8 protein-coding genes and 1 pseudogene are annotated in these 14,329 nt (G+C 58.8%); 4 read left to right on the forward strand and 5 right to left on the reverse strand.

The features are described 5' to 3' along the window. Nucleotides 1–4: 4 nt before the first annotated feature. Both secD and yajC read right to left on the reverse strand, forming a co-directional pair. On the reverse strand, nt 5–1,669 hold the full coding sequence (secD, locus tag TM5383_RS10300; RefSeq protein ID WP_058318959.1) for a protein translocase subunit SecD: 1,665 nt from the start codon (nt 1,667–1,669) through the stop codon (nt 5–7). A 70-nt stretch (nt 1,670–1,739) separates the two neighbouring features. After that, nucleotides 1,740–2,024, reverse strand: a complete 285-nt coding sequence (yajC, locus tag TM5383_RS10305; RefSeq protein ID WP_058318960.1) for a preprotein translocase subunit YajC — start codon at nt 2,022–2,024, stop codon at nt 1,740–1,742. A 186-nt stretch (nt 2,025–2,210) separates the two neighbouring features. Here yajC and TM5383_RS10310 point away from each other — a divergent pair, with 186 nt between their 5' ends. After that, on the forward strand, nt 2,211–3,788 hold the full coding sequence (locus TM5383_RS10310) for a pentapeptide repeat-containing protein (protein WP_058318961.1): 1,578 nt from the start codon (nt 2,211–2,213) through the stop codon (nt 3,786–3,788). Nucleotides 3,789–3,829: 41 nt separating this feature from the next. Beyond that, entirely contained in the window at nt 3,830–5,122 is a 1,293-nt protein-coding gene (gene serS / locus TM5383_RS10315) for a serine--tRNA ligase (protein ID WP_058318962.1), read from the forward strand. 166 nt (nt 5,123–5,288) lie between these two features. On the opposite strand, the gene der is transcribed toward serS, so the two are convergent. The 3 genes from der to TM5383_RS10330 all read right to left on the reverse strand — a co-directional run bounded on the left by der (nt 5,289) and on the right by TM5383_RS10330 (nt 8,972). Beyond that, entirely contained in the window at nt 5,289–6,794 is a 1,506-nt protein-coding gene (der, locus tag TM5383_RS10320) for a ribosome biogenesis GTPase Der (protein ID WP_058318963.1), read from the reverse strand. A gap of 96 nt (nt 6,795–6,890) precedes the next feature. After that, nucleotides 6,891–8,219 (reverse strand): outer membrane protein assembly factor BamB family protein, encoded by a 1,329-nt coding sequence (locus TM5383_RS10325; protein ID WP_231725124.1) that lies wholly within the window; start codon nt 8,217–8,219, stop codon nt 6,891–6,893. Nucleotides 8,220–8,315: 96 nt separating this feature from the next. Further along, the gene (locus TM5383_RS10330; protein ID WP_058318964.1) at nt 8,316–8,972 is read right to left on the reverse strand and encodes a tetratricopeptide repeat protein; all 657 of its coding nucleotides are present in this window, start codon (nt 8,970–8,972) and stop codon (nt 8,316–8,318) included. Between the two features lie 391 nt (nt 8,973–9,363). On the opposite strand from TM5383_RS10330, the gene TM5383_RS10335 reads away from it, so the two are divergent. Then, entirely contained in the window at nt 9,364–10,623 is a 1,260-nt protein-coding gene (locus TM5383_RS10335; protein ID WP_058318965.1) for an efflux RND transporter periplasmic adaptor subunit, read from the forward strand. Further along, a pseudogene (locus TM5383_RS10340) lies at nt 10,620–14,325 on the forward strand (efflux RND transporter permease subunit). Before TM5383_RS10335 ends, TM5383_RS10340 begins: the two are co-directional and overlap by 4 nt. The last annotated feature ends 4 nt before the right edge of the window (nt 14,326–14,329 follow it).

Raw genomic sequence — 14,329 nt, forward strand, 5'->3', positions numbered from 1 at the left:
ATGATCAGACCTCGATGGTTTTGGGGCGTTTACGTTCGAACCACATCACGATCAGAAGTCGCGTCACAAAGATCGCGGTAAAGACAGATGTGAGGATGCCGAGGCCCAGCGTAATGGCGAAACCCTTGACCGGACCGGAGCCCATGACGAAGAGGATCACAGCAATGATGAAGGTGGTGATGTTGGCGTCAATGATCGCCGACAGCGCGCGGTCATAGCCCAGCTCAATCGCGCGGGCCGGACCTTTGGCGGTGCGCAGCTCTTCGCGGATACGTTCAAACACCAGCACGTTGGCGTCCACCGCCATACCGATGGTCAAAACGATGCCCGCAATACCCGGCAGGGTCAGCGTGCCGCCAATGACGCTCAGCGCGCCAAAGATCAGCGCGACGTTGAACAGCAGCGCGATATTGGCGAACAGGCCAAACAGACCGTAGCTGAGAACCATGAAGACCAGCACAGCGGCAAAGGCCACAAGGCAGGCGATCCGTCCCGCCTCGATACTATCCGCGCCCAGTTCTGGGCCGATGGTGCGTTCTTCAAGGAACTCCAACCCCGCAGGCAGCGCACCGGCGCGCAGCAGGACGGCCAGGTTGGTGCTTTCCTCAACGGTGAAGTTACCGGTGATGATGCCGGAACCGCCGGGGATGTGCGATTGGATTACGGGGGCAGACACCACTTCGTCATCCAGAACGATGGCGAAGGGATTGCCAATGTTTTCAGCGGTATAATCGCCAAACTTGCGCGCGCCCGTGGTGTTGAAACGGAAGTTCACTGCCGGACGACCGTTCTGGTCAAAGGACGGCTGCGCGTCCACCAGATCCTCACCGGTCACAACAGGGGCCTGTTCCAGAACGTAAAACTCACCCTCAGTATCCAGCGACGGCAGCAATTCGTTGCCAGCACCTGCCGGCATATCGGCGCTGGTGGTGCGGGTGACAACAGGTTGGAAGGTCAGCTGTGCGGTGGTGCCGATGATCGCCTTCAGCTCAGACGCGGATCCGATGCCCGGCACCTGAATGAGGATACGGTCAGCACCCTGACGTTGAATGGTCGGTTCACGCGTGCCCACCTCATCAATCCGGCGACGGATGATTTCCAGCGATTGCGCCACGGTGCGTTCGTCGGTGGCAACACGCTCTGCCTCGGACAGGGTGACCACGATGTCGGCGCCATCGACGCTGACGTCAATGTCGGTGGACCCTGCGCCGGTCAGGCTGACCACAGGACGGGCCAGACCACGCACCAGCTGCGCCGCCTCTGCCGCTGCCTCGGGTTTCTGGTTCAGACGCACACGCAGCTCTGCCGCGTCAGACTGTTGCAACCGGATGGTGCCGATGGTGTCGCGTTCCTGACGCAGCAAATCGCGCACCTCAGGCCACATGGCCTGCAGACGGCTTTCGTACACATCGGCCACCTGCACCTCTGCCAGCAAATGCGCACCGCCGCGCAAATCCAGACCAAGGTTCACAAGGCTCGACGGCAGGAAAGACGGCCATTGCGCCGCCTGCTCTTCCAGCCCATTGCCAGAGGCACCCGCCTCCATCGCCTGAACCGCATCATTGCGGGCTTCAACCCGCGCATAAAACCCATTGGGCAGGGAAAACAGAATGCCAAGGGCGCACACCGCCCAAATCAGCACCCGTTTCCACATATCAATCTGAAGCATCTTGAACCGCTTTCAAAAACAAAAAGGCCCGAGGGAGGTGTCCCACGGGCCGACTTCTTAGGGGTGAGGATCAGCCCTCGGCAGGCTCGGTCTTGCTTTTGACCTGCGCGATGGTGGAACGCACAACGCGCACTTTCACGCCTTCGGCCAGTTCCACTTCCAGCTCACCTTCGGCGTCTTTCACCTTGGAAACCTTACCGATCAGACCACCTTGGGTGATCACTTGGTCACCCTTGCGCAGCGCCTCAACCATGTTCTGATGCTCTTTCATCTTGCGCTGCTGCGGACGGATCAGCAGGAAATACATGATCGCAAAGATGAGGATAAGGGGAATGAACTGCTGGATGGCTTCCATGTTGGTGTCCTTGGGTAGGTATATGTGAAGGGCGCGAGGCACCCATGATTTGGCAGGAACCTATGTGCGCCGAGGCCGTTTTGCAAGGCGGCTTGGGACGTTAGGTCGCGGGAGTGGCGGAAAGTGGTTTGACCTTTGGCAGGATCGCGGTGAAGTTGTGATCACTTTCGCCAAAAAGAGCTTTCGATGCCCAAAAACAACAAACCCGATTTCTGGACATGGATCGGCTGGAACACACAGCCGAATTTTGAGGAACAGCCGAAGTGGCTGGGTGGTTTGATTGGGTTTGCGCTTAAACTCGGCGCTGGTCTGCTCGCCCTTCTGGCAATTGGTGTCATCGCGCAAACCTTTGGCGCAGTCTTTTTCAACGGCTTCCCGAGCAATGGCGCGGAGGACATCCGCAACCTCGGCCTAGCAACCGCTGCCGTGATCGGCCTTCCCTTCCTCGTCTGGCGCTCCATCGTTGCACAACGCCAAGCAGACACTGCAGAGCAAGGTTTGATCACGGATCGGATCAACAAGGCGGTTGAGGGCTTGGGAGCTGTAAAAGTCACCAAACAACAACGCCGAGATAAGAAAGGAAATCTGACATATGCAAAGAAGAAAAATCCGGACGGAGAAGAAATAAACGACTACTCCCAACCGGCCATGATGGAAACGACAGAGCCAAACTTTGAGGTCCGCCTAGGTGCGCTATACTCGCTTCAACGTATCGCAGAAGACAGTCCTAGGGATCGCGGCCAAATTCTGGACATGCTGTGTGCTTACATCAGGGAAAACGCAAGAGCATCAGATGCTGAACCGTCGTTTTATGAGCAGTACACAAATCTAACGACCGGTTTATTTTACGGTCCACCAATGTCTGATCTCCAAGTAATGGAGACACTAAACCTACGAGATGATCCAGACAACCTGCTCAGCGAACCTGCTACAGCCGTTTGGATAGGCAAAACAGTGCCGCCACGGAATGACATTGCGACCAGCCTGACGATACTCCGCAACATTCTATCTCTCTGTCGTAGAGAAAACACTAACGTGGCGTTTAGCAGAGACCTGAGTGGAAGTAACCTGCGCAGAGCCAAGCTTGAAGGCTTTGATTTCACGGGCTGGGATCTGTCAAAGTCATATTTTGACGGCGCAGTCATCCACAAGTTTGTGTTTTCTGGTTGTAATATGTCTTGGACCCACTGGGTGGGCACGGAGATCCGGCAAACACGTCTACACAACAACAATCTGACTGGCACACATTTCTTCAGATCGAAATTCCATCTTCAAAATCAAATAGATCTTTCTAAAACCGCCCCCTTCCCCAAAACAGTCTTCAAAGCGTGTGAATTTGACCACTCAGCTTTTACCTCTGAGGGCACAGTAAGTGATGTGGACTTCTCGGCGAGCGTTTTTCTGTGGGCTCAATTTTCACTTCAGGAATTTTCTAGTTGCGACTTCAACGGAGCTCAATTTAGCGAACATGCCAAACCAAGTGGCGTCGTATTCAAACTCTGCAAGTTTGATAGTGAAACTGTATTTCCGGAAATGGAAGGCACTGGAAACGCCTTTCGTGGCTGCAATCTGGCCGACCTCCACATGCAATACTATGACGCCGAACATTGGTTTCTCGCGCACAATTCCCGATTGCCAACAACTCTAACCCCAGAAGAAGTCGCCCAACTCCGCCAAGAACAAAACAAAACCGACGACTTCCACCACGACTGGCGCCAATGGCAGCGCAGTATCGGTTTTCAACCGGATGAAAATCAGCAATAACGCCTTCATAAATGATTGATTCCGACCAAGGAGCACACCCCATGCATGACATCAAAGCGATCCGCGAAAACCCGGCAGCGTTTGACGCCGCTCTGGCCCGCCGTGGGGCCTCGCCGATGTCTTCTCAGGTGCTGGAACTGGATGAGGCGCGCCGGGCCAAGATCCTCGCGGCAGAAACCGCCCAGTCCGACCAGAAGAAAGCCGCCAAAGAGGTCGGTGCCGCCAAAGCCAGCGGCGATGAGGCCGAATTTGAACGCCTGCGCGCCCTTGTCGGTGACAAAAAGGCCGAAGTGGCGGCGATGCAGGCAGAGGCGAAAGAGCTGGACGTGCAGCTCAACGACCTGCTGATGGGTCTGCCCAACCGCCTGCACGACGATGTGCCCGATGGCGCCGATGAGGCCGACAACGTCGAAGTGCGCCACTGGGGCACCCCGCGCGAGTTCACCTTTGACCCCAAAGAGCATTACGATCTGGCAGGCGTGAAGCCGGGCATGGATTTTGAGACCGCTGCCAAACTCTCCGGCTCGCGCTTTGTGGTGCTGTCGCAGGGTGTTGCGCGCATTCACCGTGCGCTGGCCCAGATGATGCTGGACACCCACATCGAAGAGCACGGTCTGCGCGAAACATGGACCCCGGTTCTGGTGCGCGAAGAGATGATGTATGGCACCGGCCAGTTGCCGAAATTTGGCGAAGACAGCTATAAAACCGAAGACGGCTGGTGGCTGGTCCCCACGTCCGAGGTGACACTGACCAACATCGTGAACGGTGAAACCGTGGATGAGGCCGCCTTGCCCATGCGCATGTGCGCCCACACCCAATGCTTCCGCTCCGAGGCGGGAAGCGCGGGCCGCGACACATCGGGCATGCTGCGTCAGCACCAGTTTGAAAAGGTCGAAATGGTGTCAATCGTGCATCCCGAGAAATCGATGGAAGAGCACGACCGCATGACCCGCTGCGCCGAGGCGATCCTGGAAAAGCTGGGCCTGCCCTACCGCACCGTAGTGCTGTGTTCGGGCGATATGGGCTTTGGCATGATCAAGACCCACGATCTGGAGGTCTGGCTGCCCGGTCAGAACCAGTATCGCGAAATCTCCTCGGTGTCGGTTGCGGGTGATTTTCAGGCCCGCCGCATGAACGCGCGCTTCAAGCCCGCTGCCGGTGGCAAGCCGGAGTTTGTGCACACGTTGAACGGCTCCGGCCTTGCCGTAGGGCGTGCGCTGATCGCGGTTCTGGAAAACGGCCAGCAGGAAGACGGCTCCGTCACCCTGCCAGAGGCGCTGCATCCCTATCTGGGCGGCAAGACCAAGCTGACCGCCGAGGGATCGCTGGCCTAAGCTACACGAGAAAACAACAAAGATTAAGGGGCCTGCGGGCCCCTTTTTTGCGCGCTGTGCGCTTGAGTATTTAGCGAACATTGAAAGGCGTTTTCACTGTTCCCAAAATATCCCCGCCGAAGGCATAAAAGTAAAAGAGCGCCCCGAAGGGCGCCCCATTAACCGTTTAGTGCGAACCGCGTGGCAGGCCGCGCTTTTTGTTTAGGTGTTTGCCCAACGCGCCGGGTTTCTTATCGCGCTTGTTCTTGTAGGGGTTCTTGTCCCCCTGCCCGCGCATGGTCAGGCGGATCGGCGTTCCAGGCATGTCAAAGTCTTCGCGCAAGCCATTGACCAGATAGCGCGAATAGCTATCAGGCAGCTTTTCCGGCAACGAACACATGACCACAAACCCCGGCGGACGGGTTTTGGCCTGCGTCATGTAACGCAGCTTGATACGACGACCACCCGGTGCGGGCGGCGGGTGCTGTTCCGTCATCGCAGTCAGCCAGCGGTTCAGCTTCGCGGTCGACACACGGCGGTTCCAGGTTTCATAGGCACGCTCCACCGCCTCTTGCAGACGGTTAAGGCCACGGCCGGTTTTGGCGGACACAGTGATCAGCGGCGCGCCGCGCAGCTGGGGAAGCAGGCGGTTGAAGGCTTCTTTCAGCGCTTTCAGCTTTTCCTGCTTTTCATCCTCAACATCCCATTTGTTCACCGCGATGATCACCGCGCGACCTTCACGTTCGGCCAGATCGGCGATACGCAGGTCCTGTTGTTCAAAGGGAATGGCGGCGTCCAGCAGGACGATCACCACTTCGGCGAATTTCACCGCGCGCAGACCGTCGGAGACCGAGAGTTTTTCGACCTTATCCTGCACCTTGGCGCGTTTGCGCATACCGGCGGTGTCCCAGATACGCACCGGCAGACCGCCCCAGTCGATGGTCAGCGAAATGGCATCGCGGGTGATCCCGGCCTCTGGCCCTGTCAGCAGGCGATCCTCGCCGAGGATCTTGTTGATCAGGGTGGATTTACCGGCGTTCGGGCGACCGACAACGGCGATTTGCATCGGACGTTCAAAGGTCGGCAAACGATAGGTGATCGGGTTGCCGTGTTCGTCCAGCACCTCTTCTTCGCCGTCGTCATATTCTTCGATATCGACGTCGGTTTCCGGCGCGTGCAGTTTGGCCTGCTCTTCGAACTCATCCGCGATCGGCTGCAGGATGTGCATCAGCTCACCCATGCCCTCGCCATGTTCACCGGACAGGCGCAGCGGTTCGCCAAGGCCCAGGCTGTAGGCCTCGATCACGCCAGCGTCGGCGACTTTGCCCTCCGCCTTGTTGGCGGCCAGAATAACTTTGTCAGCGCGTTTGCGCAGGATTTCAGCGAACATTTCGTCAGTCGGCGTGATGCCGGTACGGGCGTCCACCATGAACAGGCAAACGTCGGCCATATCAACGGCGCGTTCGGTCAAACGACGCATCCGGCCCTGCAGGCTGTCGTCTGTCGCCTCTTCCAGACCGGCGGTGTCGATCACAGTGAATCGCAGGTGGCCCAGTTTGGCGTCACCTTCGCGCAGGTCACGTGTCACCCCCGGTTGGTCATCGACCAGAGCCAGCTTTTTGCCGACCAAGCGGTTGAAAAGAGTGGATTTCCCCACGTTGGGGCGGCCCACAATGGCAAGGGTAAAGCTCATGTCTCAGGCTCCGGGACGGAAGGCAGGTGCGCACGAAAACGCAGCCCTGCCAAGGGTAAAGGGCGGATCAAGACGCCCTGTTATACCAGTTTTGCGTCAACGGAAAGCGTGCAATTGCCCTTTGGTGCCCACAACATAGAGGGTACCCCCCGCAACAACCGGTGCAGTCGTGGCGCCGCCGGGCACCTCGACACTACGGGTCATCTCACCTGTGGTGGGATCAAAGAAGCGCAGCACGCCATCGTTGGAGGCAACAATCAGCTGCCCACCCGCCAGAATGGGGCCGTAGTGGGCGTAAACTTCGGACGCTTTACGCTGTTTCAGTTTCAGCAGATCCGGCAATTTCTTGGACCAGATTTTCACACCATCGCGTGCATCCAGACGGATCAGCTCATTCTCATCGCTGACTGCGAACACCGATCCACCGACAACCAGAACCGGGCTAATCGCCCCTTCGCGGGCGGTCCAGACGCGGTTACCGGTGTCCAGATCAAGGGCCAGCAAACGACCGGAATGGGAACCGACATAAACGCGGTCACCGCTGATCACCGGACCAGCGGTCACATCGTTGACTTTGGCCAATGCGCTGCTGCGACGTTGCCCAGCGACAAAAGCGGTCCACATACGCAGGCCGCCATTGCGGAAGGTGCCGTGCAGGGCGCCGTCACCAAAGGCAAAGATCGCAAAACGATCATTCACCGCGGGCGCGGGCGCACCAAGGACATTGTTTACATCACCGGACTGGCTGGTCTGCCAGCGGATACGACCGGTATCGCGTTCCAGCGCCCAGCCGGTGTCATCCCCGCCCAGCACATAAACCAGATCACCAAACACGGTCGGTGCGCCAGATCCGGTTGATCCCAGATCCTGCTGCCACACCTCTTCGCCCGTGGCGGCATCCAGTGCGGTCAACAGGCCAAAACCGGAGGTCACATAAAGCGTGCCGCCTGCAACAGCCAGACCACCGCCCGTCGCCTCACCGGATTTATCGCGGGACGGGGTCAGGTCACGTGACCAAATGGCCGCGCCATTGGTGCCCGTGGCGCTAACGCGCGCCTCGGAGTCGAGGGTAAAGATACGGCCATCCGCGACCACCGGGTCAGCGGTGATGCGGTTGCGACGTCCATCCCCTGCCCCAATGTCTGCGGACCAGACCAGCTGCGGCGCCGCCGAAAGGCTGGCGTGCAACACGCGGGTTTTGGGTGTGCCGCTGGATTGTGTCCAAGCGTTGTTTTGAACCGCTTTGGGCAAGCGCACGGTCGACGCTTCACGCGCGACGTCGGCAGCCAATGCGTCAGCTGGAACGCCGCCGCTGAGGATGGCGCGCGGATCTTCGCGGGTGCCGGGCAGGATTTCTTCGCGCTCTGTACAGCCGGCGATCACCGCTGCTGCGGTCATGCCCAGAATAATGGAACTGCGTTTCACCAAACCTGCCCTCTAGTCTTCTTTTTCAATGCACCGACGTGTCAAAGCGCCGGATCACGTTACCGGATACGCAGGATACCCTGCGCGGCCAGTTCCTCAGGCGCCGGAACGGTCGCCCCCCAACGCCACAATCAACTGAGACGCGCGCCGACGCAAGCCTGCAGACGCTTCTGCATCCGCGGCAATCCGCTCAAGCCGGGTAATAGCGGCACCCGCATCACCGGTTTCCACCTCGATAAGGGCCAGTTGCTCTTCGGCCAGCAGGCGCAATGGCGATCCCGTCAGCACCAAACCTTCCAATGCGGCACGACGATCGGCGGCAGGCGTTGTCGTGCCTTGCAACACGATCGACTTGAACGCAGCCAACTGACGATAGATCGGGGCAACCTCACCGGAAATCGCCAGATCCTGAAGTGCTGCAGCGGCGCCTTCAGCATCGCCTGCCGCCTGCAATTCCGCCGCACGCTGCAGCGTGATGACCGCTGCAGCCGCAGGTGTTGCAGCGCTTACATCGGTCAAAGCCGCAGCACGGGTTTCTGGGGCCTCTGCCTCAAGGGCGGCAAGCATACTGTCGCCCAATGCCTCTGCGGCGCCACGCGACTGTGCTTTCTGATATTCATTCCAGGATGCACCCCCCACGATGCCGACCACGGCCACAACAGCGATCCAGCCATAGCGACGGATGCCCTGATACAGCCGGTCGCGGCGTACTTCTTCGCTGACTTCTTCGATGAAACTGTCGGTATCGCTCACGGCCTTGCCCCTTAAACTTTGCCCATCTCATAACCTGTTGCGCCGCAACTGCCAAGGCCCGCATCACCTGCGATGCAACCCCGCATCGACGACAAAGCTCGTATAAGCAATTTCCTGCGCTAGTTATTCTGAAAACGGCTGATGCCCTGCCAAAAATGAACATGGATTGCGGTCATTCCCATAGGGCAAGGTAGAGCTTGCCGCCTGAACAGGCAGGGGTTAGCTTGCGGCCAAGGGTCGAAAAACGACCTAAAATACGACCAAAGGATTTGTGCAGGCTTGTTTTTCTGCGTTTGGCCGCCACTTATCGTTTGTACAGGCCAAATCGAACTGGCTGAATGAGATCTGGCCTAATTTATCGGCCAATGACACAGAATTAAGGATCATAACCATGCGCGTTGTGCCTGTGCTGACCGCCGTTGCGGTGACTGCAACCCTTTATATGCTGGTGATGGAGCGCGATACGCTGCTGGCCTTTGCCCGAGGCGAGGATGAAATTACCGACGCCAACACCACCGCAATCCCGGCAACCGACAGTCCCGAAATGCAGGCCATTGCCGAAAATCGGGTAAGTGTGGTGGTACAAAAGACAACAGCACGTGAGATTGACAGCGCAGTTCAGCTGCGCGGCGAAACCGAAGCCGCACGGCAGGTTCAGGTCATGGCAGAAACCAGCGCAACGGTCATTTCCGAACCGCTGCGGCGCGGATCCTTTGTGGAGGCGGGTCAGGAACTCTGCCGTCTGGCGCCCGGCACCCGCCCTGCAGTTCTGGCACAGGCCGAAGCCAACCTGATCAACGCCCGCGCCCAAGTGCCCCAGACAGAGGCCCGCCTGCGCGAAGCCGAAGCACGGCTGGAAGAAGCGCGCATCAACGACAATGTGGCAACCAAGCTTTCGGAAACCGGCTATGCCTCGGACACGCGGGTTGCGGCGACGCAGGCTGCTGTGACCTCTGCTCAGGCGGGGGTTGAGGCCGCGCGGTCCGGTCTGGAAACCACACAGGCCGGTATTCGCAGCGCAGAGGCCGCAGTGGCCAGCGCGCAGAAGGAAATCGATCGTCTAGCGATTACCGCACCGTTCGCAGGTCTGCTGGAAAGCGACACTGCCGAACTCGGCAGCTTGCTGGGTCCGGGCGCAATTTGCGCCACGATCCTACAGCTTAACCCGATTAAGGTCGTCGGCTATGTCCCTGAAACACAAGTCAATCGTGTGACACTCGGCGCGCTGGCAGGTGCCCGTCTGGCCGACGGGCGCGAAGTGCGTGGGCGCGTCACTTTCCTGTCGCGCTCTGCTGATCCGGAAACCCGCACCTTCCGCGTGGATATTGAGGTGGCCAACGATGATATGTCGATCCGCGACGGGCAGACGGCAGATATTTTGATCGCCTCTGCCGGTAAACAGGCGCATCTGGTGCCTGCATCTGCGCTGACACTGAACGACCATGGTGACCTCGGTGTGCGCACGGTGAATTCCGACAACGTCGTCGATTTTGTCCCCGTTAGCCTCCTGCGTGATACTGCCGATGGTGCGTGGATCACCGGCCTGCCGGATCAGGCGGACCTGATTGTTGTGGGCCAGGAATACGTTGTCGAAGGCGTGCAGGTAGACCCAACCTTCCGCGATGGTCCAACTCAGGAGGTCAGCCAATGACCGGCCTGATTGATTGGGCCGCAGAACGGGCCCGAATGGTTCTAGCTTTTGTGGTCTTATCCCTGATGGCAGGGGGATATGCCTATTCGAACCTCCCCAAAGAGGGTGAGCCGGACATTGAAATCCCTGCCCTTTTTGTATCTGTCTCCTTCCCGGGCATTTCCGCCGAGGACGCGGAAACCCTCCTTGTCAAACCGATGGAGACAGAGCTAGCCGATCTGGACAATCTGAAAAAACTCAGCAGCCTCGCTGCAGAAAGCTACGCCGGCGTCGCGTTGGAGTTTGAGTTTGGCTGGGACAAAACCACCGTCATGGCCGACGTGCGCGACGCCATGTCGAAGGCGGAAACCAAGTTTCCCAGCGGCTTTGAAAGCTATTCGATCAACGAGATCAACTTTTCTGAATTTCCGATCCTGATTGTGAACCTGACAGGCGACGTGCCCGAACGCACCATGTACCGCGTGGCCAAGGATCTGCAGGACCGGATTGAAAGCTTGGACTCGGTGTTGGAGGCAGGCATTGCAGGCAACCGTGATGAGATGGTCGAGGTGATCATCGATCCCCTGCGCCTAGAAAGCTACAACGTCACCGCGGCCGAGTTGATCAATGTGGTGACCAACAACAACCTCCTCGTCGCGGCTGGTGAGGTGGAGACCGAACAGGGCAGTTTTTCGGTCAAAATCCCGTCCAGTTTCGATGAACCGCAAGACGTCTATTCCCTGCCGGTCAAGATCAACGGCCAACGTGTTGTCACCCTAGGCGATCTGGCCGAATATTCGCCTGACCTTTGAGGATCGCCATGGCACCGCGCGCTTTAACGGCGTGTCAACCGTTGCTCTACAGGTGGTAAAGCGCAAGGGTTTCAACATCTTGCAGACCACTGCGGATGTGCGCAGCGTCATCGCCGCAGAAACCGCCAACTGGCCGCCAGAACTGCAAGCGGCAGTGAACGTCGGCACCTCCAACGATCAGGGCCGCATCGTTGGGTCGATGGTATCGCAGCTGGAAGGATCGGTTTTGACCGCGATTGCGCTGGTGATGATTGTGGTTCTGGCATCCCTCGGGTCGCGGGCGGCGCTGCTGGTGGGTTTTGCCATTCCGACGTCGTTCCTGTTGTGCTTCGTCCTCCTTGCGATCATGGGGGTGACGATTTCCAACATCGTAATGTTCGGCCTGATCTTGGCCGTGGGGATGTTGGTGGATGGCGCGATCGTAGTGGTGGAATACGCCGACAAACGCATCAAGGATGGCGTCGGCCCCATGCACGCCTATGTAGAGGCCGCAAAGCGTATGTTCTGGCCGGTGGTCAGTTCCACGGCAACGACGCTCTGTGCCTTCCTGCCGATGCTGTTCTGGCCGGGGGTTTCGGGTGAATTTATGGGCATGCTGCCGGTCACCCTGATCTTTGTCCTATCCGCATCACTGGTGGTGGCGCTGGTTTACCTGCCGGTGATGGGTGGCCTGTCGGGCCGGATGAGCCGCCTGTTTGAACGGGCCTCAACCTGGCTGCGTGGCGCGCTGCCTTCTTGGGTCGCGCGTGCGGCATTGGTGCCGCTGGCCCTGCTGATTATGTTCACCGGCGCGATGCAGCTGTTGAACCCAACCTATCTGCTGTCCTTTGCAGATGCGCCGACCAAAAACTTCCTCGCTGGTGGGGTGATCTTTATGCTCGGCGCTTTTGCTGCGTCGATCACCATGAGCGCGGCAGAGGTGCAGTGGCGCCGCCGCCCGGTCGAGGCAGGCGTAAAACGCACCCCCTTTGGTCACATGATCCATTTCATCGCAGGCAATCCGGTGATGCCGCTGGTCGCGATTGCGGCGGTGGTGTTCTTCGTCATGACCGTGGGCAAGTATTTCGGTGAAAACAACAATGGCGTTGAGTTCTTTGTGGAATCCGAACCGGAAATGGCCATCGCCTATGTGCGCGCACGGGGCAACCTGTCGTTGGAGGAAAAGGATGATCTGGTCAAACAGGCCGAAGAGCTGATCCTGTCCCACCCCGGTGTGCTGAACGCCTTTGCCTTTGCAGGTGAAGGGGGGCTCAACAACAACACCGGTGGCGCGCAACCGCCCAGTGACACGGTAGGTCAGGTCCAGTTTGAAACCATCCCGTGGGAAGATCGCGCCGACCGGCCTGACCTAGACGGTGATGTGGTTCTGGATGAGCTGACAGAACAGCTAAACCAGATCCCCGGCATCAAGATCGAAGTGCTTGCCGCCGCCCGCGGCCCAGCCTCGGCCAAGCCCGTGCATCTGCGCCTTAAGTCCGATAATTGGGATGATCTGATCGTAGCAACCGAGCTTGCCAGCGAACATTTCCGCACTACCCCCGGCCTGGAACTGGTGGAGGACACCCTGCCCCTGCCCGGCATCGACTGGGAGATTAACGTCGACGTGGAAAAGGCCGGCCGCTACAGCGCTGACGTGGCGACCGTGGGCGCGATGGTGCAGCTGGTCACACGCGGCATCCTGCTGGGCACCATGCGGGTTGATACCTCTGAAGAGGAAATTGAAATCCGCGTACGCCTACCTGAAGAAGACCGGGTTCTTTCGACCCTCGATTCACTCAAGGTACGCACGCCCGATGGCCTCGTGCCGCTGGCAAACTTCATCAGCCGCAAACCGGTGGCGAAACTGGCCACCATCAACCGTGTCGACCAGAAACGCTATTTCGACGTGAAGGCCGCCGTGACTGAAGGATTGGTTAAGGCCACCGTCGATGATGAAACGCTGGGTGTGCTGCGTGTGGTCGAGGATGGCAGCGGCGCGCTGACCGCCGCCAACGGTCAAAGCTACGATATCTTTGACAGCGCTGATCCAGCCGCGCTGAAGCAGGCCTTTGACGACGATACGGTGCAAACCACCTTCATCACTCCGGCTGAAAGAATCGAGGTGCTGACGGAATGGTTGGACAGCCGCCCCTTCGGCGCTGGCATCGAATGGGAATGGACCGGCGATCAAGAGGATGAGCAGGAATCACAGGCCTTCCTCTCCAGCGCGTTTACCGCTGCATTGGCCCTGATGTTCATCATCCTTCTGGCGCAGTTCAACAGCTTCTACAATTCGCTGCTGGTTCTGTTGGCGGTGGTGCTGTCGACCACAGGCGTGCTGATCGGCATGTTGGTGATGGATCAGACCTTTTCCATCATCATGACCGGCACCGGCATCGTGGCGCTGGCAGGCATCGTGGTGAACAACAACATCGTGCTGATCGACACCTATCAGGATTACAGCCGCTATATGCCACGGGTGGAGGCCATCGTGCGCACCGCCGAAAGCCGCATCCGCCCAGTGCTGCTGACCACGGTGACAACTATGGCCGGTCTGGCGCCGATGATGTTTGGCCTGTCGCTCGACTTCTCCGGTGGTGGCTACACCATCGACAGCCCCACTGCGCTGTGGTGGAAACAGCTGGCGACAGCGGTGGTGTTCGGTCTGGGCATTGCCACGGTGCTGACGCTGGTGTTTACGCCTGCGATGCTGGCGCTGCGGATCTGGTTCACGACTTACGCGCTGTGGCTCTTGCGCGCGCTACAGGCGTTGACCCGTGGCAAGGGCAGCAAGGTGGCGCAGGACTTGGCCCTTCGCAGCGCAGCGCGAAAGGTGACGGCCCCAACCCTGCGCTGGGACAGCCCCGTTGAAGAGGCCCCAAAGCCGGAAACGCCAGCAACACCAGAAAAACCCGCTGCTGCTACGGAGTGAACGT

Source organism: Thalassovita mediterranea (assembly GCF_001458435.1).
Lineage (GTDB): Bacteria > Pseudomonadota > Alphaproteobacteria > Rhodobacterales > Rhodobacteraceae > Thalassobius > Thalassobius mediterraneus.